Consider the following 22,780-nt stretch of genomic DNA (forward strand, 5'->3'; position numbering starts at 1 on the left):
AAGATGCTCGCCGAGTTCGCCTACGAGGGCATCATCACCCCGGAGCCGGACGGCGCGGCCGGCCCCGGCGCGTACCGGCTGCCGGTCGCCCCCGGCACCGTCTACTGCTTCCGGGCCGACCGCGGCGCGTACGGCCACTGGCGCGTCGATCCGGCGTCGCTGCCCGCCGACGCCGACCCGCTCGCCTTCGTCGCCGCCGCCCACGACACCGTGCTCGGCCTCAGCGGCGACACCCTGGGCCATCTGCTGCGCGAACTCACCGCCACCCTCAGCGCCGACGTGGTGCTCGCCGAGGAGGCGCTCACCGCCGCCGAGCTGGCCGATCTCGACTACGCCGCGCTGGAGGGCCGCCAGGGAGGACATCCGTGGCTGGTCGCCAACAAGGGCCGGGTCGGGTTCTCGGCGGGGGACGCGGCCCGCTGGGCGCCGGAGGCGCGCACCCCGCGCGCGCTGCCCTGGCTCGCGGTGCACCGGGACCTCGCCCGCTACCGCGGGGTACCGGCGCTGGCCGACCCCGGGACGCTGTACGCGCAGGAGCTGCCCGAGCCGGTCCGCCGCGCCTTCACCGAGACCATCGCCGGGGCGGGCAAGGACCCGTCCGACTACCTGTGGCTGCCCGTCCACCCCTGGCAGTGGGACGAGACCATCGCCCCGCTGTACGCCCCGCAACTCGCGGCGGGCCTGCTGATCGAGCTGCCCAGCGACGGGGAACTGCGGCTGCCGCAGCAGTCGATCAGAACGTTCCTCAACATCAGCAGGCCCACCGGGCGCAGCGTGAAGCTGCCGCTGTCCATCCTCAACACCCTGGTGTGGCGCGGGCTGCCCACCGAACGGACGCTGGCCGCGCCCGCCGTCACCGACTGGATCCACGCGGTACGGGACACCGACCCGTATCTGCGCGAGACACGCGTGATCCTGCTGGGCGAGACGGCCTCGGTGACTGTCGCGCACCCGCTGTACGACCGGCTGCCGCAGGTGCCCTACCAGTTCCGGGAGCTGCTGGGCTGCATCTGGCGGGAGCCGATCGGGCCGGAGCTTGCCGCGGGGGAGCGGGCCCGTACCCTGGCGGCGCTGCTCCAGCGGGGACGGGACGGCCGGGCACTGACGGCGGAGCTGGTGGGCCGCTCGGGGCTCCCCGCGGACGTCTGGCTGAAGCGGCTGTTCGCGGCGCTGCTGCCCCCGCTGCTGCACTTCCTGTACCGGTACGGCACGGTCTTCTCGCCGCACGGGGAGAACGCGATCGTGGTCTTCGACGAGCACGAGGCGCCGGTACGGCTGGCGGTGAAGGACTTCGTGGACGATGTGAACCTGAGCGCCGAGCCGCTGCCGGAGTTCGACGGCATCCCGCACGAGGTGCGCGAGGTGCTGCTGACCGAACCTGCGGACTTCCTGCCGCAGTTCATCCACTCCGGGCTGTTCGTCGGAGTCTTCCGCTATCTGGCGCCCCTGTGCGAGGAACAGCTCGGCGTGAGCGAGGACGACTTCTGGTCACTCGTACGGGCGGAGATTCTCCGCTACCAGCGGCGCTTCCCCGAACTGAAGAACCGTTTCGACGCCTTCGAGCTCCTGGCCCCGCGGATCCAGCGGCTGTGCCTGAACCGCAACCGGCTCCATCTGGACGGTTACCGGGACCGCGCGCAGCGGCCGCACGCCGCGATCGACGGCACGGTGGCGAACCCGCTGCACTCCGGCTGAGGCCGATGACCGACGGCACTGTCAGTGGTGCCACGTAAGGTGGCTGGCCTATGACTGTCACATCCGGGGGGCCGGCCCTCACCGACCTGCTGCACGCTGCCGTGACCGCCGTCGGCGGCAGCGAGCGGCCCGGCCAGATCGCGATGGCCGAGGCCGTCGCGGAAGCGATCGAAGGCGGCACGCACCTGCTGGCGCAGGCGGGCACCGGCACCGGGAAGTCCCTGGGGTATCTGGTGCCCGCGCTCGCCGGTGGCGACCGGGTCGTGGTGGCCACGGCGACGCTGGCGCTGCAACGGCAGCTGGTGGAGCGCGATCTTCCGCGCACGGTGGAGGCGCTGCGTCCGCTGCTGCGCCGCCGCCCCGAGTTCGCCACCCTCAAGGGGCGGGCCAACTATCTGTGCCTGCACCGGCTGCACGAGGGGGCGCCGCAGGAGGAGGACCAGGGCCTCTTCGACCCTCCCCCAGACTTCGTCCGGGGGACCCCCATCGAGGCCCGGCCGCTGCCGCCGAGCGCGGGGGCGGCGGCCCCAGCAGCAAGCTGGGCAAGGATCTGCTGCGCCTTCGGGACTGGGCGGACGAGTCCGAGACCGGCGACCGGGACGAGCTGGCCCCGGGCGTCTCCGATCGCGCCTGGTCGCAGGTGTCGGTCTCCTCCCGGGAGTGCCTGGGTGCGAGCAAGTGCGCCTACGGTGCCGAATGCTTCGCCGAGGCGGCGCGCGAGCGCGCCAAGGTGGCCGATGTCATCGTGACGAACCACGCGCTGCTGGCGATCGACGCCATCGAGGGCGCGCCGGTGCTCCCGGGTCACGAGGTGCTGATCGTGGACGAGGCGCACGAGCTGGTCTCCCGGGTCACGGGGGTGGCCACCGGTGAGCTGAACCCCGGTGGTGTCGGCCGGGCCGTGCGCCGGGCCGCGAAGATCGTGGACGAGAAGGCGGCGGACGCGATGCTCACCGCGTCCGAGACCTTCGAGCGGCTGATGGAGACGGCGGAGCCGGGCCGGCTGACCGAGCTGCCCGAGGACCTGGCCTACGCCCTGGTGGCCCTGCGGGACGCGGCGCGCACCGTGATCACCGTGCTGGGCGCCACCCGGGACAGCTCGCTGAGCGACGAGGACGCGGTGCGCAAGCAGGCGCTGGCCTCGGTGGAGCATGTGCACGAGGTCGCCGAGCGGCTGGTGGAGAGCTCCGAGTTCGACGTCATCTGGTGCGAGCGCCACGACCGTTACGGGTCCTCGCTGCGAGTGGCGCCGCTGTCGGTGTCGGGGCTGCTGCGCGAGAAGCTGTTCACGGAGCGGTCGGTGGTGCTGACCTCGGCCACCCTCAAGCTGGGCGGCGACTTCAACGGCGTGGGGGCCTCGCTGGGGCTGGCACCCGAGGGAGCACACGGCGAGGACTCCCCGGAGTGGAGGGGCCTGGACGTGGGCTCCCCCTTCGACTACCCCAAGCAGGGGATTCTCTATGTGGCCAAGCATCTGGCGACCCCGGGCCGGGAGGGCAGCCGCGGGGACATGCTGGATGAGCTGGCCGAGTTGATCGAGGCGGCGGGCGGGCGCACGCTGGGTCTCTTCTCCTCGATGCGGGCGGCGCAGGCGGCGGCCGAGGAGCTGCGCGGGCGGCTGGAGACGCCGATTCTGCTCCAGGGCGAGGAGACGCTGGGGGAGCTGATCCGTGCCTTCGCCGAGGACGCGCCCACCTGTCTGTTCGGCACGCTGTCGCTGTGGCAGGGCGTAGATGTGCCCGGGCCCAGCTGTCAGTTGGTGGTCATGGACCGCATCCCGTTCCCCCGGCCGGACGATCCGCTGCTCAGCGCGCGGCAGAAGGCCGTGGAGGAGGCGGGGGGCAACGGGTTCATGGCGGTGGCCGCGACCCACGCGGCGCTGCTGATGGCGCAGGGCGCGGGCCGGCTGGTGCGGGCCACCGGCGACCGCGGAGTGGTGGCGGTACTGGATCCGCGGCTGGCGAAGGCGCGGTACGGAGGCTTTCTGCGGTCGTCGATGCCGGATTTCTGGACGACCACAGACCGCAATCAGGTACGGCGCTCCCTGGCGGCGATCGACGCGGCAGCGCGGAACGCTGCCGCGTCCTGAGGCGGGCCAGGGAGGGAGAAGGGTGCGGCGCGGGCTCGGATCAGACGCGCCGCATGACGGCGACGACCTTGCCCAGGATGGTGGCCTCGTCACCGGGGATGGGCTGGTAGGCGGGGTTGTGCGGCAGCAGCCAGACCTGGCCGTCCTCACGGCGGAAGCGCTTGACGGTGGCCTCGCCGTCGAGCATGGCGGCCACGATGTCGCCGTTCTCGGCGACCGGCTGGCGGCGGACGGTGACCCAGTCACCGTCGCAGATGGCGGCGTCGATCATGGAGTCGCCGACCACCTTCAGCACGAACAGCTCCCCGTCGCCCACCAGCTGGCGGGGGAGCGGAAAGACGTCCTCGACGGACTCCTCGGCCAGGATCGGGCCACCGGCGGCGATTCGGCCGACCAGCGGCACATAGGAGGCGGCGGGCTTGCCCGCGGTGTCGGCGGGGGGCGGGGTGGGGGTCTCGGCGCCCCGCACCTCGTAGGCGCGCGGCCGGTGCGGGTCGCGGCGCAGGAAGCCCTTGCGCTCCAGCGCCATCAGCTGGTGGGCCACCGAGGAGGTGCTGGAGAGCCCCACGGCCTGGCCGATCTCACGCATGGACGGCGGGTAGCCGCGACGCTGCACCGAGTCACGGATCACCTCGATCACCCGTCGCTGGCGGTCGGTGAGCCCCGAGCTGTCGGCGCGGATGCCGGGTGGCCGGCCGGGCAGTGACCGTGCGGCGCCGTTCTCCGGGCGCAGTGGCGCGCCGTGCTGTACGGACAGCCGCTCCTGGCGGCGCTCAGCGGCGGCGATGGCGTCGTCTGCTGCGGTGGTCATGTCGGCCCCTTCGTGGTGGTACTCCCTAGTCACACAACGGTAGTTGCTATCGAAAGGTTGCGCCAAACACACGTTCGAGTGAAATATCGCTGATCAGCTGACGTGATTGGTCACCGAGGTGTATGCGACGGCAACCGGTCACAGGCTGATGCGATAGCCTCCCATGCGCGCGTCCGCCGCGCATCGCCGCCCACCCCCTTCGCCGCACGACACGCGGCCCGGGTGCGTTCGCGCCGTAACCCTAGATCTAGTGGTTTGATGATGCGCGGCATCCCACAAGTTGTGGTCCCCCGTCATCGTCGGTGCAGCGGATCGCCTATGCTGGGGAGTGCTCAGGGGGTACGCCAGTGGCCCCGTGAGGCTTCGTGTGCCATGTCGGAGAGCAGCTGGCGAGCACGCTGCGTCATCGCGGCCAGGAGAAGGGAGAGGCGGCATGCACTGCCCCTTCTGTAGGCATCCCGACAGCCGGGTCGTCGACAGCCGCACCGCGGACGACGGCACCCTGATCCGGCGGCGCCGCCAGTGCCCGAGCTGCTCGCGGCGTTTCACCACGGTGGAGACCGCCTCGCTCATGGTGATCAAGCGCAGCGGCGTCACCGAGCCCTTCAGCCGCACCAAGGTCATCGCCGGGGTGCGCAAGGCGTGCCAGGGCCGTCCCGTCACCGAGGATGCCCTGGCGCTGCTCGGCCAGCGCGTGGAGGAAGCCGTCCGGGCCACCGGCAGTGCGGAGCTGTCCACGCACGATGTCGGCCTCGCCATACTGGGCCCGCTCCGCGAGCTGGACCTGGTGGCCTACCTGCGGTTCGCGTCCGTCTACCGGGCGTTCGATTCGCTGGAGGACTTCGAGGCGGCCATCGCGGAGCTGCGTGAGCGGGACTCCGTCGGCGGAGCCGGCGCCGAGGTCGCGGTGGAGCCTGCCGCCGGATAGCCGGCGCCCGCGAACGTGACCCCACAGGCCGGCCGGAGCGCACAGCCGCGCCCCGACCGGCGGAACAGACACCGTGACCGAGGAACAATCCGGTCACACCAGGGCGTTGTGCCCGACAGGGAGGCGGAATGACTGAGACGACGAGCGGCCCGGCACGGGGCGGTTCCCGCGCAAAGGGCGGCAAGGGCGTCGGAGGCAAGACCGGAAAGGGGCTGCGGATCGAACGGGTCCACACCACCCCCGGCACGCATCCGTACGACGAGGTGGTCTGGGAGCGCCGCGACGTCGTCATGACGAACTGGCGCGACGGCTCGGTCAACTTCGAGCAGCGTGGCGTCGAGTTCCCCGACACCTGGTCGGTGAACGCGGTCAACATCGTCACCAGCAAGTACTTCCGGGGCGCCGTGGGCACCCCGCAGCGCGAGACCAGCCTGCGGCAGCTCATCGACCGCGTGGTGCGCACCTACCGCGAAGCGGGCGAGAAGCACGACTACTTCGCCTCGCCCGCCGATGCCGAGATCTTCGAGCACGAGCTGGCCTACGCCCTGCTTCACCAGATCTTCAGCTTCAACTCCCCGGTGTGGTTCAACGTCGGCACCGCGCAGCCACAGCAGGTCAGCGCCTGCTTCATCCTGTCCGTGGACGACTCGATGGAGTCGATCCTGGACTGGTACAAAGAAGAGGGGATGATCTTCAAGGGCGGCTCCGGAGCCGGCCTGAACCTCTCCCGCATCCGTTCCTCCAAGGAACTGCTCTCCTCCGGCGGCAACGCCTCCGGCCCGGTCTCCTTCATGCGCGGCGCGGACGCCTCCGCCGGCACCATCAAGTCCGGCGGCGCGACCCGCCGGGCCGCCAAGATGGTCGTGCTGGACGTCGACCACCCCGACGTCGAGGCCTTCATCGAGACCAAGGTGAAGGAGGAGGAGAAGATCCGGGCGCTGCGCGACGCCGGCTTCGACATGGATCTGGGCGGCGACGACATCACGTCGGTGCAGTACCAGAACGCCAACAACTCGGTGCGGGTGAACGACACGTTCATGCGCGCCGTGGAGAGCGGCGGGAAGTTCGCGCTCACCGCGCGGAAGACCGGCGAGACCGTCGAGGAGGTCGACGCCCGGGCGCTGTTCCGCAAGATGGCCGAGGCCGCGCACGCCTGCGCCGACCCCGGGATCCAGTACGACGACACGATCAACCACTGGCACACCTCGCCCGAGTCGGGCCGCATCAGCGCGTCCAACCCGTGCAGCGAGTACATGCACCTGGACAACTCCTCGTGCAACCTGGCCTCGCTCAACCTGATGAAGTTCCTGAGCGACGACGACCAGGGCCACCAGTCCTTCGACGCCGAGCGGTTCGTCAAGGTCGTCGAGCTGGTCATCACGGCGATGGACATCTCCATCTGCTTCGCCGACTTCCCCACCCACAAGATCGGTGAGACCACCCGCGCCTTCCGTCAGCTGGGCATCGGTTACGCCAACCTGGGTGCCTTGCTGATGGCCACCGGCCACGCCTACGACTCGGACGGCGGCCGGGCACTGGCCGGTGCGATCACCTCGCTGATGACCGGTACCTCCTACCGGCGCTCCGCCGAGCTGGCCGCGATCGTCGGCCCGTACGAGGGGTACGCCCTCAACGCCGAGGCGCACAACCGCGTCATGGAGCAGCACGCCCGGGCCAACACCGACGCGCGGCGGATGGACGACCTGGACACCCCGGTGTGGGCCGCCGCCACCGAGGCGTGGCAGGACGTCCTGCGGCTGGGCAAGAAGAACGGTTTCCGCAACGCCCAGGCGTCGGTGCTGGCCCCCACCGGGACCATCGGCCTGATGATGGACTGCGACACCACGGGCATCGAGCCCGACCTGGCGCTGGTGAAGTTCAAGAAGCTGGTCGGCGGCGGGTCGATGCAGATCGTGAACAACACCGTGCCCAAGGCCCTCAAGCGGCTCGGGTACCGGCCCGAGCAGGTCGAGGCGATCGTGGCGCACATCGCCGAGCACGGCAATGTGGTCGACGCCCCCGGGCTGAGCACCGAGCACTACGAGGTCTTCGACTGCGCCATGGGCGAGCGCACCATCTCGCCGATGGGCCATGTGCGGATGATGGCGGCGGCCCAGCCGTTCCTGAGCGGGGCCATCTCCAAGACCGTCAACATGCCGAGCACCTCCACCGTCGACGATGTGGCCGAGATCTACCTCCAGGGCTGGAAGCTGGGCACCAAGGCGCTGGCCGTCTACGTGGAGAACAGCAAGGTCGGCCAGCCGCTGTCGGCGAAGAAGACCGCCGCCAAGGAGAAGGAGGCGGAGCAGCCCGCCGCGTCGGCCGAGCCGGAGAAGGTGGTCGAGTACCGCCCGGTCCGCAAGCGGCTGCCGAAGGGCCGTCCGGGCATCACCACCTCGTTCACGGTGGGCGGCGCCGAGGGCTACATGACCGCCAATTCCTACCCGGACGACGGCCTGGGCGAGGTCTTCCTGAAGATGTCCAAGCAGGGCTCCACGCTCGCCGGCATGATGGACGCCTTCTCCATCGCGGTCTCGGTGGGCCTGCAGTACGGGGTGCCGCTGGAGACGTACGTCTCGAAGTTCACCAACATGCGCTTCGAGCCGGCCGGTATGACCGACGACCAGGACGTCCGGATGGCGCAGTCCATCGTGGACTACATCTTCCGCCGCCTGGCGCTGGACTTCCTGCCGTTCGAGACGCGCTCGGCGCTCGGCATCCACACGGCCGCCGAACGCCAGCGGCACCTGGAGACCGGCTCCTACGAGCCGGGCGACGACGAGCTGGACATCGAGGCGCTGTCCCAGTCCGCCCCGCGCGGCCTGGACACCTCTCCGCCGCGCCCGGAGCCCGAGGTCGCGGCCGAGGAGCGCCCGGCGCCGCGTGAGGCGCACAGCTCCACCGAACTGCTGGAGATGCAGCTGGGGCTGAACGCGGACGCGCCGCTGTGCTTCTCCTGCGGTACGAAGATGCGCCGCGCCGGCAGCTGCTACCTGTGCGAGGGCTGCGGCTCCACCAGCGGCTGCAGCTGATCCGCCCCGGGGCCGGGGAAGGACCGTTCGGCGGTTCTTCCCCGGCCTTGGTGCGTTCGCGCCCACAATGGCGCCATGGTGGCGAAGCGCGGGGCGATCGTGGTGACCGGGGGGACGGGGACGCTGGGCCGGCAGGTGGTGCGGCGGCTGCTGGAGGACGAGCACGAGGTGCGGGTGCTCAGCCGGCACCCGCACCCGCGGGCCGACCGGACGCCCAGGGAGTGGGCGGTGGGCGACCTCGCCACCGGAGAGGGGCTGGACGCCGCTCTGGAGGGGGCGGATGTGGTGGTGCACTGCGCCAGCGCCCCGGCGAAGGACGACAGGGTCACCACCGGCCATCTGCTGGAGGCGGCCCGGCGCGGGACACGGCCGCACCTGGTGTACATCTCCATCGTGGGCGTCGACCGGGTGCCGCTGCGCTATTACGGGCGCAAGCTGGCGTGCGAGCGTCTCGTCGAGGAGTCGGGGCTGCCGTGGACCACACTGCGGGCCACGCAGTTCCACGATCTGGTGGCCGGGCTCACCACGGCGCAGCGGCTGCTGCCGGTGGTGTTCACGCTGGGTGGGGAGGTCCGGCTGCAGCCGGTGGAGGTGCGGGAGGTGGGGGAGCGGCTGGCGGAGCTGGCGGTGGGGGAGCCGGCCGGGCGGGTGCCCGATCTGGGCGGGCCGCAGATCCGCACGCTGCGGGAGCTGACCGGCCTGACGGTGCGGGCCCGGGGATGGCACCGGCCGGTGGTCCCGCTGCGGTTGCCGGGCAAGGTCATCGGCGCGGTGCGCGCGGGCGGGCTGCTCACGCCGGAACACGCGGATGGGCGGGGCACTTTCGAGGAGTTCCTGGCCGCGCGGGGCGCGATGCGGTGAGGGTCCCCCGGATGGCCGTACGATGGCGCGGTGCTGGTCAAGTGGATGCGCTGCACCGTGATCGACCGAAGCGGCTTTCATCGGGGGCAGCAGGGATGGGCGGTTCTGCCCGGTGAGCCGGGATTCCGGGGGCAGGGCGGCGGCTGGAGCCGGCGGGAACCGGGGGTGGTGCATCTGTTCGCGTTCTGGGAGAGCCGTTCGCTGTACGAGTCCTTCATGGCGCACTCCCACGAGCGGTTGGCGGCCGCGCACCGGGACAGTTACCGGAACATGGCGGTGCGGCTGTTCGAGTACCGCTTCGACGTGAAGATGGGCTTCGAGCCGCGGTTCACGGATGCCGACCTGCTGCGGGTGGCGCACTGCCGGGTGCACGAGGACCGCGCCGAGCACTTCGCGCTGATGCAGGAGCGGGTGTGGAACCCGGCGATGGCCGGTTCGCCCGGGATGCTGCGCGGGGTCTTCGCCGAGGCGGCGCAGGATCACGAGTTCCTGGTGCTGTCGATGTGGAACTCGGCGGCCGAACGCGCCAAGTACCGGGCCGAACGGGTGGAACGGCTGGGCGTGCGCGCCCAGACCGGGGACGACGTCGCCTCGCTCACCGGTGACGTCATCGATGTGGAGCCGTCCTGGACGGTGTGACCCGTTCGAGCGGTACGGGCGGCACGGCCTGCCGGGAACTAGGCTGACCGTATGGCACAGCCCAGGCGCATTGTTCTGCTCCGGCACGGAGAGTCACAGGGGAACTACGACGACTCGGTCTACGAGCGCATCCCCGACCATGCCCTGGAACTGACCGAGAAGGGGCGCCATCAGGCGGCGGAGGCCGGCACCCGGCTGCGGGAGGTCTTCGACGGGGAGGGCGTCTCGGCGTACGTCTCCCCCTACCGGCGCACCCTGCAGACCTTCCATCTGCTGGGGCTGGACCCCACGCTGGTACGGGTGCGCGAGGAGCCGCGGCTGCGGGAGCAGGACTGGGGCAACTGGCAGGACCGCGAGGACGTACGGCGGCAGAAGCGCGCCAGGGACGCCTACGGGCACTTCTTCTACCGTTTCGCACAAGGGGAGTCGGGCGCGGACGTGTACGACCGGGTGGGTGCCTTCCTGGAGAGTCTGTGGCGCAGTTTCGAGTCGCCCGACCATCCGCCCAATGTGCTGCTGGTGACCCACGGGCTGACCATGCGGCTGTTCTGCATGCGCTGGCTGCACTGGTCGGTGGCCGAGTTCGAGTCGCTCTCCAACCCGGGCAACGGGGAGACCAGGGAACTGCGTCTGGGGCGGGACGGCCGCTACCACATCGACCGTCCCTTCGAGCACTGGCACACTCCGGAACGCCCCTTCGAGAGCGCCGGTACGAGACCGCCCAGCCGTCCGTGAACAGCCCGCCCGGGCCCCGCGGTACGGGGCCGGCACGGGCGCCGACTAGGCTGGGAAGTGCCATGGCCTACGAACCTCCTACTCATCGTGTCGAGCGGTCGCTGCGCGCCACCACCGGAGCGCGGATCGTCGCGGGGGTGGACGAGGTCGGCCGCGGTGCCTGGGCCGGCCCGGTCACCGTGTGCGCCGCCGTCACCGGACTGCGCCGCCCGCCCGAGGGGCTGACGGACTCCAAACTGCTCACCCCCGCCCGCCGGGTCGCGCTCGCCGAGGTGCTCGGGGGCTGGGTGACGTCCCATGCCCTGGGTCACGCATCGCCGCAGGAGATCGACGCGCTGGGCATGACGGCCGCGCTGCGGCTGGCCGCGGTGCGCGCCCTGGAGGCGCTGCCGGAACGGCCCGACGCGGTGATCCTCGACGGAAAGCACGACTATCTGGGCGCGCCCTGGCAGGTCCGCACGGTGATCAAGGGCGATCTGTCCTGCGTGGCGGTCGCCGCGGCCTCGGTCATCGCCAAGGTGCACCGGGACGCGATGCTCGCCGAACTGGGCCGCGAGCACCCCGCCTTCGGGTTCGACAGCAACGCCGGTTATCCCTCACCGGTGCACCGGGCCGCGCTCGAGGAGCAGGGCCCCACCGCACACCACCGCCTTTCCTGGGCCTACCTCGACCAACTGCCGCGCTGGCGCCACCTGAAGCTGCCGCCGCACCGGGAGGCTCCGGGGCGGGAGTCGCTGGAGGACGCCGGCCAGCTGGGCTTCTTCTGACGCCGGGGCCCGCTCACGCCTGCACGGCGAGCACCAGCGGCAGGACCGCCGTGGCGCCGGAGGTACGCAGCAGCCTGGCCGCCACCGCCAGCGTCCATCCCGACTCCGTGTAGTCGTCCACCAGCAGGACCGGACCTCCGGCCGAGCGCAGCGCCTCGGCCAGCGAGGCCGACAGCTCCAGTGAGCCGTGCAGCGCGCGCAGCCGCTGGGCGCTGTTGCCGGGTGCGACCGGCCCCGCCGAGCCGTTGTGGTGCACGGTGCCCAGCAGGGGGAGCCGGCCCACGGTGGCGATCCGTTCACCGAGCGAGTGCACCAGGCGCGGCCTGGTTCTGGAGTCCAGTACCACCACCCCGACCGGCCTGGCGGGGGCATCCGGGTCGTCCGAGGCCCAGCCGCCGGGGCCCTTGGCCCAGTCCGCGAGCACGGTGACCACGGCCTGGGCCACATCGTCGGGGACCGGGCCGTCCCCCGCGTCCGGGGTCAGCATCGGGCGCAGCCGATTGCCCCAGCCGATGTCGGAGAGCCGTCCCAGGGCCCGCCCCGGGGACGCCTGTTCCTGCGGCGGGATGCGCCCCTTGAGGTCGAGACCGATCGAAGGCAGCCCGGTGGGCCACATCCGGCGCGGCTCCACGGCGGTTCCGGGCCTGGTCAGCTCGCCGTGGGCCGCGGCCAGGGACCCGGGGGCGACGACCGCGTCGAAGCGGGCGCCCGCGCAGTTGTCGCAGCGGCTGCAGGCGGTGGCCTCCGGATCGTCCAGCTGCCGGCGCAGGAACTCCATCCGGCAGCCGTCCGCCGAGACGTAGTCGCGCATGGCCTGCTGCTCGGTCGCCCGCTGCCGGGCCACCCAGGCGTAGCGCCGCGTGTCGTACTCCCAGGGCTGCCCGGTGGCGATCCAGCCACCGCGCACCCGCCGTACCGCGCCGTCCACATCGAGGACCTTGAGCATCATCTCCAGCCGGGAGCGGCGCAGATCCACCAGAGGCTCCAGCGCGGGCAGCGACATCGGCGCGCCGGCGTCCTCCAGCGCGCGCAGGGTGCCGCGCACCTGTTCCTCGGCGGGGAAGGCCAACGAGGCGAAGTAGCGCCAGATGGCCTCGTCCTCGGGCCCGGGCAGCAGCAGGACCTCGGCCTGCTCCAGGGCGCGCCCGGCGCGGCCGATCTGCTGGTAGTAGGCGATGGGTGAGGAGGGGGAGCCCAGATGGACGACGAAGCCCAGGTCCGGCTTGTCGAATCCCATGCCCAGCGCGGAGGTCGCGACCAGCGCCTTGACCCGGTTGGCCAGCAGGTCGGCTTCGGCGGCCTCGCGGTCGGCGTTCTCGGTGCGTCCGGTGTAGGAGGAGACGCGGTGGCCCCGCGCGCGCAGATAAGCGGTGACCTCTTCGGCGGCGGCCACGGTGAGGGCGTAGATGATGCCGGAGCCCGGCAACTGCTCCAGGTGTCCGTCCAGCCAGGCGAGCCGGTGCGCGGCATCCGGCAGCCGCAGGACGGACAGCCGCAGGCTCTCGCGCTCCAGCGGCCCGCGCAGCACCAGGGTCTCGCCGTCGCCGGCGGTGCTCGTCTCCAGCTGTTCGGCGACATCGGCGGTCACCCGGGCGTTGGCGGTGGCGGTGGTGGCCAGTACCGGCACTCCGGTGGGCAGTTCGGTCAGCAGGGTGCGCAGCCTGCGGTAGTCGGGGCGGAAGTCGTGGCCCCAGTCGGAGATGCAGTGGGCCTCGTCGACCACCAGCAGACCCGTGGAGGAGGCCAGTTCGGGAAGCACTTCGTCACGGAAGTCCGGGGAGTTGAGCCGTTCGGGAGAGACCAGCAGGACATCCACGTCGCCCGCCGCCACCTCTTCACGGATGGTGGCCCACTCCTGCGGATTGGCCGAGTTGATCGTGCGGGCCCGGATGCCGGCCAGTTCCGCGGCGTCGATCTGGTTGCGCATGAGCGCGAGGAGCGGCGAGATGATCACGGTGGGCCCGCGGCCCCGCTCGCGCAGCAGGGCGGTGGCCACGAAGTAGACGGCCGATTTGCCCCAGCCGGTGCGCTGGACGACCAGGGCCCTGCGCCGGTGGGCCACCAGCGCTTCCACGGCGCGCCACTGATCGGGGCGCAGCCGGGCGGCGCCGGTGGTGTCGGCCACCAGTCGCGCGAGCACGGCGTCGGCGGCCGTGCGCAGGTCCTCGGTCTCGGACGGGGAGAGCGGGGCGGGCCCCGCGGTGGTCTGCTGCTCCATGCGCCCCATGCAAACGGAAAGGGCGGCCGGATGCGAATGCGGGGCTGTGGAAAACCGAGCCGAACATCAGTAAATAGCTCAGTATGTCCAGGGTTGTGGATAACTTTCAGCACAGATCGCGTGATCTCAGGCACAGTCATCGCATGACTCCACACAGCAACACCACGCAGCCCGTCACCGCCCTCGACTCCGATGTCACCCTGCGCAGCCCGGGCGACCTCGCGGACGCCCTTCCCTATCTGCTCGGCTACCACCCCGAGGACTGCATCGTGATCGCCGGCCTCTACGGAGCGCGCGGCCGGGTCATCGGCCGGATCCGCGCCGCACTGCCCGCCGACCCGGCCGAATGGCCCCTCCAGGCCGACGCGCTGGCTGCCGCTCTGGTGAGCGGCGGTCCGGTCGGCCCCGAGCCGCTCACCGGCGCCGTCGTCTACCTGTGCCCGAACGCCGATGACCCCGGCACCGCACGCGAGGGCATGGAACGGCTGCGTCCCCTGGCCCAGTTGCTCCGCACCGCCTGCGGGGCCCGGGAGATCCCGGTGTGCGAGGCCCTGTTCATCACCGACCGCCGGTTCTGGTCCTATCTCTGCGTCCGTGGTGGCTGCTGCGACGCCGACGGCACCCCGCTGCCCGAGGCCGGTTCCACCGAACTGGCCGCGGCCTCGGCCGTCAGCGGCATCCGGGTCCAGGGCACCCAGCGCGAACTGGAGGGCCGGCTCCGTCCACTGCGCGGAGCGGCGGCCGCCCGCCAGATCAGGGAGCTGGACGCGGCGGCGCGAACGCTGATGCCCCGGCTGCTGGGCCCCGAGGCGGCCGCGGTACGCCAGGAGACACTGGAACTGGCCCGCCGGCTGGTGAGCCGGCTGCGCCGGGCCCCGGGCCCGGCCCTCGTCCCCGCCCAGCGGACCGCGGGCGGTGATCACGAGCAGCGTCCCGAGAAGGACCGGCCGGCCCGGCCGGACGACCGCGACGACGCGCTCATCACCTCGGACGAAGCCGCCCGGATGATCCTCGGACTCCAGGACCTGACCCTGCGCGACACCCTCGCCGAGTGGATGGAGGGCCCCGACGCCGCGCCGGCCCTGCGCCTGTGGCGGGCGCTGGCCCGCCGCTGCGTCGCGGCCTACGAAGGGCACGCCGCCCCGCCGCTCACCCTGGCCGGCTGGGTCTCCTGGTGTGCCGGGGACACGGTGGGTGCCCGGATCGCCCTGATGAAGGCCCTGGAGACGGACCCCGAGTACCTGTTCGCCGCACTGCTGCACCAGGCGATGAACGAGGGCATGGACCCCGAGCCGCTGCGCCGCTGCATGCGCGGGCAGCGCTCCGTCCCAAGGCTCTGATGTGGCGTCATGGGGAGCCCTATGATCACGGCATGCCCTACGACCCGTCCGACTTCCCGCCGTTCGCCGTCACCGTCGATCTGGTCGTGCTCACGGTCCGCAGGCACGCGCTGTGCGCGCTCACCGTGCGGCGTGGCGAGGAACCGTACCGGGGCAGATGGGCGCTGCCCGGCGGGTTCGTCAGAACCGGTGAATGCCTCGACTCGGCGGCGGCCCGTGAGCTGTCCGAGGAGACCGGTCTGCGGGCGCACGGCGAGGGGAGCCGGCTGGCCGGTGCGCATCTGGAACAGCTGGCCACCTACGGCGATCCGGACCGCGATCCGCGCATGCGGGTGGTCAGCGTGGCGCATCTGGTGCTGGCTCCTGACCTGCCGGCCCCGGTCGCCGGCGGTGACGCGGGCGGCGCCGAGTGGAAGCCGGTGCGTTCGCTGCTCGGCGACGCGAGCGGCGGCCCCGATGAGGAACTGGCCTTCGACCACGCGCGCATCCTCGCCGACGGAGTGGAGCGCGCCCGTTCGAAGATTGAATACTCCTCGCTCGCCGCCGCGTTCTGTCCCGCAGAGTTCACCGTGGGTGAGCTGCGCAGGATCTACGAGGCGGTGTGGGGAGTCTCCCTGGATCCCAGGAACTTCCACCGCAAGGTGACCGGCACCCCCGGCTTCCTGGTGCCGGTCGGCGGCACCACCACGCGCCAGGGAGGGCGTCCGGCCCAGCTGTTCAGGGCCGGCGGCGCCACCATCCTCAACCCGCCGATGCTGCGTCCCGAGGTCTAGGACCGCTGTTCCGGAACAACACCCCGGGCCGCGGGGGACGGGGAGTTGCCCGTTCCTGGGGACGTGCGCGGCGTCGGGCGTGCGCCCAACTGGTCGGAGCCACCCGGCATTGCCAGCGAGAAGTCCATTTCCGTCCGATTAGGCGTCAATTATGCGGGAGTCGCCGATCACCCTTTCGTGTGCTTTTCACCAAAGACCTCAAGGTGGTTGCGGGGTCCGCCGACAAAGGAGGCATGACTACCCTTGCGCACTCGATGATGACCGCCACCCGTTCCACCGACTCCGGCCCGGCCGGTCCCGGTGGCCTCGACCGCTACTCCTACGCCGAGTCCACCGGCTCGGCCCGCACCACCAACGCGCCCGTGTGGGAAGGAACTGATCCCGATCTCGGCCGTGTCGGCCGCCGCGCCGCCGGCAGCAGGGGCCGCGGGCTGCACGGCCAACTCGTTCAGCAGCTCGGCCAGATGATCGTCTCCGGCGACCTGGGTGCCGACCGTCCGCTGGTACCCGAGGAGATCGGGCAGCGGTTCGAGGTCTCCCGCACGGTGGTGCGCGAGTCCCTGCGGGTCCTGGAGGCCAAGGGACTGGTCAGCGCCCGGCCCAACGTGGGCACCCGGGTCCGCCCGGTGGGCGACTGGAATCTGCTCGACCCCGACATCATCGAGTGGCGCGCCTTCGGCCCGCAGCGCGAGGACCAGCGCCGCGAGCTGTGCGAGCTGCGGCTCACCATCGAGCCGCTGGCCGCCCGGCTGGCCGCCGGTGACATCCGGGAGGAGGTGCGCCAGCGGCTCGCCGACATGGTGGAGATCATGAACCACGCGCTCGGCCAGGGTGACGCGCTCACCTTCTCGCGGGCCGACGCCGAGTTCCACTCGCTGCTGCTCCAGGGTGCGGGAAACCGCATGCTGGAACACCTGTCCGGCATCGTGGGCGCCGCCCTGCAGGTCTCCGGCGGAGCGCTCTCCGGATGCGAGCACCCCACCGAGGCATCCCTCCTCCTGCACCAGCGGATCCTCGACGCGATCAGCGCCGGGGAGCCCGTCGCCGCCGAGTCCGCCATGCGGCAGCTCCTCGCCGTGCACTCCGAGACGGCCGCACCGGCCGGATCCGCGGACCATGTGGTGCCCGCCCCCCGCGAGCACTGAGCGGGTGCAGGGCCTGTCCGGCGCGCCCCGTCCGGCCGGGGACAGGTGTCGGACAGGCCCCAGCGGCATCTCCGGGGCCGGGTCCGGGCAGGCCACCGGCGCCGTCGCGGCCTCCGCCCGATACAGTCGGGTGTGCGATGTGACTCGGGACACGCGAAAGCGGCGTAACACTTCGGGAAGCAGCGCGATGATTCAAGAGGTAGCAGCGGTGGCCGGTCTCCAGGACCGCCCCGCTTCCGCCACCGGTGGCCCGTCCGGCCGCCGGTCGGGCCTCCGCTTCCCGTGAGTGGTGCCCAAGCCGTTTTCCAGAGTTTCCGAGAGGTTGTTCGTGTCGGCCAGCACTTCCCGTACTCTCCCCGCGGAGATCGCCGAATCCAATTCTGTGATGGCGCTCATCGAGCGGGGAAAGGCCGAGGGGCAGATCGCCGGCGATGACGTGCGCCGGGCCTTCGAGGCCGACCAGATTCCGTCAACCCAGTGGAAGAACGTTCTGCGCAGCCTCAACCAGATCCTCGACGAGGAGGGCGTGACGCTGATGGTGAGTGCCGCCGAGGCCCCCAAGCGCACCCGGAAGAGTGCCGCCGCGAAGACGTCGGCCAAGCGCACGGCGACCAAGACGGTCGCCGCCAAGACCGTCTCCGTCCACCAGGCCACCGCCACCGCCCGCCCGGGTGCCACGGTCACCGACACCGAGGGTGCCGACTCCGTGGACGAGTCCCCGGCCGGTGTGAAGAAGGCCACCGCCAAGAAGGCCGCGGCGAAGAAGGCCACCGCGAAGAAGGTCGCCGCCAAGAAGGCGCCCGCGAAGAAGACCACCGCCAAGAAGACCGCGGCGAAGAAGACCTCCGCCAAGAAGGAGGTCGTCGACGAGCTTCTCGAGGGCGACGAGGAAGGTCTGGAGGAGTCGGCGGCCGAGCGCGCGGCCAAGGGCGGCAAGCTCGTCGAGGGCCCCGACGGCAAGCCCGAGAACGAGGGTTTCGTGCTCTCCGACGAGGACGAGGACGACGCCCCCGCCCAGCAGGTCGCCGCCGCCGGTGCCACCGCCGACCCGGTCAAGGACTACCTCAAGCAGATCGGCAAGGTCCCCCTCCTCAACGCGGAGCAGGAGGTGGAGCTGGCCAAGCGCATCGAGGCCGGTCTCTTCGCCGAGGACAAGCTCGCCGGCTCCGACAAGATCGCCCCCAAGCTCAAGCACGAGCTGGAGATCATCTCCGAGGACGGCCGGCGCGCCAAGAACCACCTGCTGGAGGCCAACCTCCGGCTGGTCGTCTCGCTCGCCAAGCGCTACACCGGCCGCGGCATGCTCTTCCTGGACCTGATCCAGGAGGGCAACCTCGGTCTGATCCGCGCGGTGGAGAAGTTCGACTACACCAAGGGCTACAAGTTCTCCACGTACGCCACCTGGTGGATCCGGCAGGCCATCACCCGCGCCATGGCCGACCAGGCCCGCACCATCCGTATTCCGGTGCACATGGTCGAGGTCATCAACAAGCTCGCCCGCGTCCAGCGGCAGATGCTCCAGGACCTGGGCCGCGAGCCCACCCCGGAGGAGCTGGCCAAGGAACTGGACATGACGCCCGAGAAGGTCGTCGAGGTCCAGAAGTACGGGCGCGAGCCGATCTCCCTGCACACCCCGCTGGGCGAGGACGGCGACAGCGAGTTCGGCGACCTCATCGAGGACTCCGAGGCCGTGGTCCCCGCCGACGCCGTCAGCTTCACCCTGTTGCAGGAACAGCTGCACTCCGTCCTGGACACCCTCAGCGAGCGCGAGGCCGGCGTGGTCTCCATGCGCTTCGGCCTCACCGACGGCCAGCCCAAGACACTGGACGAGATCGGCAAGGTCTACGGCGTGACCAGGGAGCGGATCCGCCAGATCGAGTCCAAGACCATGTCGAAGCTGCGGCACCCCTCCCGGTCCCAGGTGCTGCGCGACTACCTCGACTGACACACCGCCCGGTGGCCCGTTCCGGATGCGCGAACGGGCCACCGCGATGACGCTGGGTGACGAAACGACCTCGTACGGTCAGGAGTCCCCATGTCGTACTTTCATCGGCCGCTGTTGCTCTCCGCGCTCACGGCCCTGTCCGCCGCCCTGCTGCCCGCCCACGCCGCCGCCGACGAACACATCGTCGGCGGCTCTCCCGTCTCGGTGAGCGATCACCCCTGGGTGGTCGCCCTGGCCAGCCGGGACCGGTACGGCGAGGCACGCTCCGGGCAGTTCTGCGGCGGCGCGCTGGTCGGCCCGGACACGGTGGTCACCGCAGCGCACTGTGTGAGCCCCGAGGTGCTGGGTCGCAACGCCGACGATCCCGGCGATCTGACGGTGATCGCCGGCCGTGACGATCTCGGTCGGGACGCGGGTCGCGAGGTTGCGGTGCGCGAGGTCCGGATCAATCCGGGCTACGACCCCGCCACCAATGCCGGTGACCTCGCCGTGCTCACGCTCACCGAATCGCTGCCCGCCGACGACGCCATCCGGGTGGCCGGCGCGGGGCACCCCGGCTACACCCCCGGTACCGAGGCCCTGGTGCACGGCTGGGGCGACACGACCGGGAGCGGCGGCTACGAGAATCTGCTGCGGGCCGCCGGCGTGCGGATGCTCGCCGACGACGACTGCGCCCGCGCCTACGAGGCCGTGGGCGGCGGCTTCGACGCGGAGTCGATGGTGTGTGCGGCGGCCCCGCAGGGCGGCCAGGACGCCTGCCAGGGCGACAGCGGCGGCCCTCTGGTGGCGGCCGGCGCGCTGGTGGGCCTGGTGTCCTGGGGCAATGGTTGCGGGGATCCCGCCTATCCCGGCGTGTACACCAGGGGCTCGTTGATCGCGGAACTGCTCGACCAGGAGGGCCGCGTCAGCGATTGAACGGATTCATGACAGGAACGGGCGGCCTTTCCGGTGTCACCGGGAAGGCCGCCCGTGGTCCGACCGGGGGCCGGACCGGCCCGTCGTGAGGGCGGGGGACGCGATACGGCGTACGAGTCAGCGCTCGTCGTCGCCCGCGGTGCCCGGAGTCGCGGTGAGCTTCTCCGTCTCGTCCTGTATTTCCGCCGCGATCTTCTTGAGCTCGGGCTCGAACTTGCGGCCGTGGTGGGCGCAGAACAGAAGATCGCCACCGCTGGTGAGGACCACGCGCAGATACGCCTGGGCCCCGCAGCGGTCGCAGCGGTCCCCAGCCGTCAGCGGGGTCGCGGGAGTCAGAACAGTAGTCACGTCGCCTCTTCTCTAGCTCGACGAGCTGTCGTACCAGGGTCAACATCCAACCAGGCCGAAAACGTTCCCGCTCGCGGCTTTCTTCCCCGAAATTCGCCGGTCGAGGTGGCCGAACGCTGCCGGGTGGCGGCGAATGGGCCGGATTGCAGTGCGTGTGGACAGTCGTGGATGGTGGTCGGCCGCTTCGGTGTATCGGGTCCTGCTCTGTTCAGGAGGACGTGCCCGGAGCCTAAATGGTTCATGCCCCGAAGGGAACGTGATGTACACGTCACCCGATCGAGTTATCGAACAGGGGATCGATTTCGGACGGTTCCGGACACTCCCCCGGGGAGTGCACAACCGCTCTACAGGGCCTCGGTACCCTCTGAGCGGCGAACCCGCCACGAAAGAAGAATTCAGCGAGGAGCGAACTGCGTGACCGCCGACACGTCCGTGCCGTCCACCGCACTGTTGACCGGAAGTGACACCGGTGGCAACTACACCGCGCGGCACCTGCTCGTTCTTGAGGGCCTTGAGGCGGTGCGCAAGCGCCCCGGCATGTACATCGGCTCCACCGACAGCCGCGGGCTCATGCACTGCCTGTGGGAGATCATCGACAACTCCGTGGACGAGGCCCTGGGGGGCCACGGCGACCGGATCGAGGTCATCCTCCACGAGGACGGCTCGGTCGAGGTCCGCGACAACGGCCGCGGCATCCCCGTCGACATCGAACCCAAGACCGGCCTGTCCGGCGTCGAGGTCGTGATGACCAAGCTGCACGCCGGCGGAAAGTTCGGCGGCGGCGCCTACGCGGCCTCCGGCGGCCTGCACGGCGTCGGCGCCTCCGTCGTCAACGCCCTGTCCGCCCGCCTGGACGTCGAGGTCGACCTGGGAGGGGCCACCCACAGCATCAGCTTCCGGCGCGGCACCCCGGGCATCTTCACCGAGTCCGGCCCCGAGGCCCCCTTCGACCCGGGCAGCGGCCTGCTCAAGGGCAAGAAGATCCCGAAGAGCAGGACGGGAACCCGGGTGCGCTACTGGGCCGACCGGCAGATCTTCCTCAAGGACGCCAAGCTGTCCCTGGAGACCCTGCACGCCCGCGCCAGGCAGACCGCCTTCCTGGTCCCGGGGCTCACCCTCGTCGTCCGGGACGAGCGCGGCATCGACGGTGCGGCCCCCACCGAGGAGACCTTCCACTACGAGGGCGGCATCAGCGAGTTCTGCGAGTACCTGGCGCAGGACAAGCCGATCTGCGACGTCCAGCGGCTGCGCGGCTCCGGGACCTTCAAGGAGACCGTCCCCGTCCTGGACGACCTGGGCCACATGATCCCGACCGAGGTCAAGCGCGACCTGGACGTCGATGTCGCGTTGCGCTGGGGCACCGGATACGACACCACGGTCAAGTCCTTCGTCAACATCATCGCCACCCCCAAGGGTGGCACCCACGTCTCCGGCTTCGAGCGTGCCGTCACCCAGACGGTGAACGAGGTGCTGCGGGCCACCAAGCTGCTGCGGGTGGCCGAGGACAACGTCGTCAAGGACGACGCCCTGGAGGGCCTCACGGCGGTGGTCACCGTACGGCTGGCCGAGCCGCAGTTCGAGGGCCAGACCAAGGAGGTACTGGGCACCTCGGCCGCCGCCCGGATCGTGCTCCAAGTGGTCTCCAAGGAGCTCAAGGCGTTCCTGACCTCGACCAAGCGGGACGACAAGCAGCAGTCCCGTACCGTCCTGGAGAAGGTCGTGGCGGCCTCCAGGACCCGGATCGCCGCCCGGCAGCACAAGGAGGCGCAGCGCCGCAAGACCGCCCTGGAGTCCTCCGCGCTGCCCGCCAAGCTCGCCGACTGCCGCAGCGACGACGTGGACCGCAGTGAGCTGTTCATCGTCGAGGGGGACAGCGCGCTGGGCACCGCCAAGCTGGCCCGCAACTCCGAGTTCCAGGCGCTGCTGCCGATCCGGGGCAAGATCCTCAACGTCCAGAAGTCCTCGGTCTCCGACATGCTGAAGAACGCCGAGTGCTCCGCCATCATCCAGGTGATAGGAGCGGGGTCCGGGCGCACGTTCGACATCGACCAGGCCCGCTACGGCAAGGTGATCTTCCTCGCGGACGCCGATGTCGACGGCGCGCACATCCGCTGTCTGCTGCTGACACTCTTCCAGCGCTACATGCGGCCCATGGTCGAGCAGGGCCGGGTCTTCTCCGCGGTGCCGCCGCTGCACCGCATCGAGCTGAGCAATCCGAAGAAGGGCCAGGACAAGTACCTGTACACCTACTCGGACAACGAGCTGCGCCAGACCCTGCTGGACCTGGAGCGGCGCGGGACGCGGTACAAGGACGCCATCCAGCGCTACAAGGGGCTCGGCGAGATGGACGCCGACCAGCTGGCGGAGACCACCATGGACCCGCGCTTCCGTACGCTGCGGCGGATCAACATCTCCGACCTGGAGGCGGCGGAGACGGCGTTCAGCCTGCTGATGGGCAACGAGGTGGCGCCTCGCCGCGAGTTCATCACCAATTCGGCGGCCACCTTGGACCGGTCGCGGATCGACACCTGACCGGGGA

Annotated in this window: 16 protein-coding genes and 1 pseudogene; 14 read left to right on the forward strand and 3 right to left on the reverse strand. The window is 71.0% G+C overall.

The genetic code is table 11. The features are described from left to right. The first annotated feature begins 3 nt into the window (after positions 1-3). Together SXIM_RS22540 and SXIM_RS22545 are read left to right on the forward strand one after the other, a co-directional pair. A complete protein-coding gene (locus SXIM_RS22540) occupies positions 4-1,695 on the forward strand; it encodes an IucA/IucC family protein (RefSeq protein WP_078847113.1) in 1,692 nt (563 codons plus the stop codon). A 50-nt stretch (positions 1,696-1,745) separates the two neighbouring features. Then, positions 1,746-3,784 (forward strand): annotated as a pseudogene (locus SXIM_RS22545) (ATP-dependent DNA helicase). A 40-nt stretch (positions 3,785-3,824) separates the two neighbouring features. Here the strand turns inward: SXIM_RS22545 and lexA are convergent. Beyond that, positions 3,825-4,595, reverse strand: coding sequence for a transcriptional repressor LexA (gene lexA, locus SXIM_RS22550; protein ID WP_046724992.1), 771 nt, complete (start codon positions 4,593-4,595; stop codon positions 3,825-3,827). Between the two features lie 433 nt (positions 4,596-5,028). On the opposite strand from lexA, the gene nrdR reads away from it, so the two are divergent. The 6 genes from nrdR to SXIM_RS22580 all read left to right on the forward strand — a co-directional run bounded on the left by nrdR (position 5,029) and on the right by SXIM_RS22580 (position 11,557). Further along, positions 5,029-5,523, forward strand: coding sequence for a transcriptional regulator NrdR (gene nrdR / locus SXIM_RS22555; RefSeq protein WP_030730226.1), 495 nt, complete (start codon positions 5,029-5,031; stop codon positions 5,521-5,523). Positions 5,524-5,651: 128 nt separating this feature from the next. Continuing rightward, complete coding sequence (locus SXIM_RS22560) at positions 5,652-8,555, forward strand: vitamin B12-dependent ribonucleotide reductase (RefSeq protein ID WP_046724993.1); 2,904 nt, start codon at positions 5,652-5,654, stop codon at positions 8,553-8,555. A 75-nt stretch (positions 8,556-8,630) separates the two neighbouring features. After that, positions 8,631-9,416 (forward strand): SDR family oxidoreductase, encoded by a 786-nt coding sequence (locus tag SXIM_RS22565; protein WP_030730232.1) that lies wholly within the window; start codon positions 8,631-8,633, stop codon positions 9,414-9,416. A gap of 30 nt (positions 9,417-9,446) precedes the next feature. After that, positions 9,447-10,055: a YdbC family protein gene (locus SXIM_RS22570; protein ID WP_030730235.1), complete on the forward strand. Its 609-nt coding sequence runs from the start codon at positions 9,447-9,449 to the stop codon at positions 10,053-10,055. A gap of 51 nt (positions 10,056-10,106) precedes the next feature. After that, positions 10,107-10,790: a histidine phosphatase family protein gene (locus tag SXIM_RS22575; RefSeq protein ID WP_030730238.1), complete on the forward strand. Its 684-nt coding sequence runs from the start codon at positions 10,107-10,109 to the stop codon at positions 10,788-10,790. A 62-nt stretch (positions 10,791-10,852) separates the two neighbouring features. After that, on the forward strand, positions 10,853-11,557 hold the full coding sequence (locus SXIM_RS22580; RefSeq protein ID WP_046724994.1) for a ribonuclease HII: 705 nt from the start codon (positions 10,853-10,855) through the stop codon (positions 11,555-11,557). Between the two features lie 13 nt (positions 11,558-11,570). On the opposite strand, the gene SXIM_RS22585 is transcribed toward SXIM_RS22580, so the two are convergent. Further along, positions 11,571-13,784 carry a RecQ family ATP-dependent DNA helicase gene (locus SXIM_RS22585; protein ID WP_078847006.1) on the reverse strand — a complete coding sequence of 738 codons (2,214 nt, stop codon included), beginning with the start codon at positions 13,782-13,784 and terminating at the stop codon, positions 11,571-11,573. A gap of 134 nt (positions 13,785-13,918) precedes the next feature. Here SXIM_RS22585 and SXIM_RS22590 point away from each other — a divergent pair, with 134 nt between their 5' ends. The 5 genes from SXIM_RS22590 (at position 13,919) to SXIM_RS22610 (ending at position 19,893) form a co-directional block, all read left to right on the forward strand. Beyond that, positions 13,919-15,115 carry a DUF4192 domain-containing protein gene (locus tag SXIM_RS22590; RefSeq protein ID WP_053116278.1) on the forward strand — a complete coding sequence of 399 codons (1,197 nt, stop codon included), beginning with the start codon at positions 13,919-13,921 and terminating at the stop codon, positions 15,113-15,115. Beyond that, positions 15,115-15,888: an NUDIX hydrolase gene (locus SXIM_RS22595; RefSeq protein ID WP_375879320.1), complete on the forward strand. Its 774-nt coding sequence runs from the start codon at positions 15,115-15,117 to the stop codon at positions 15,886-15,888. The genes SXIM_RS22590 and SXIM_RS22595 overlap by 1 nt, the downstream gene beginning before the upstream one ends. Positions 15,889-16,067: 179 nt before the next feature. After that, a complete protein-coding gene (locus SXIM_RS22600) occupies positions 16,068-17,033 on the forward strand; it encodes a FadR/GntR family transcriptional regulator (RefSeq protein ID WP_078635363.1) in 966 nt (321 codons plus the stop codon). Between the two features lie 322 nt (positions 17,034-17,355). Further along, positions 17,356-18,978, forward strand: a complete 1,623-nt coding sequence (locus SXIM_RS22605) for an RNA polymerase sigma factor (RefSeq protein WP_281289060.1) — start codon at positions 17,356-17,358, stop codon at positions 18,976-18,978. A 90-nt stretch (positions 18,979-19,068) separates the two neighbouring features. Then, on the forward strand, positions 19,069-19,893 hold the full coding sequence (locus SXIM_RS22610) for a serine protease (protein ID WP_030730258.1): 825 nt from the start codon (positions 19,069-19,071) through the stop codon (positions 19,891-19,893). 117 nt (positions 19,894-20,010) lie between these two features. Here the strand turns inward: SXIM_RS22610 and SXIM_RS22615 are convergent, their stop codons facing one another. Beyond that, on the reverse strand, positions 20,011-20,241 hold the full coding sequence (locus SXIM_RS22615) for a DUF7455 domain-containing protein (RefSeq protein ID WP_030730260.1): 231 nt from the start codon (positions 20,239-20,241) through the stop codon (positions 20,011-20,013). A 414-nt stretch (positions 20,242-20,655) separates the two neighbouring features. On the opposite strand from SXIM_RS22615, the gene SXIM_RS22620 reads away from it, so the two are divergent. After that, entirely contained in the window at positions 20,656-22,773 is a 2,118-nt protein-coding gene (locus SXIM_RS22620; protein ID WP_030730261.1) for a DNA gyrase/topoisomerase IV subunit B, read from the forward strand. Positions 22,774-22,780: the final 7 nt, after the last annotated feature.

Origin of the sequence: Streptomyces xiamenensis, from assembly GCF_000993785.3 — a bacterium.
Taxonomy (GTDB): domain Bacteria; phylum Actinomycetota; class Actinomycetes; order Streptomycetales; family Streptomycetaceae; genus Streptomyces; species Streptomyces xiamenensis.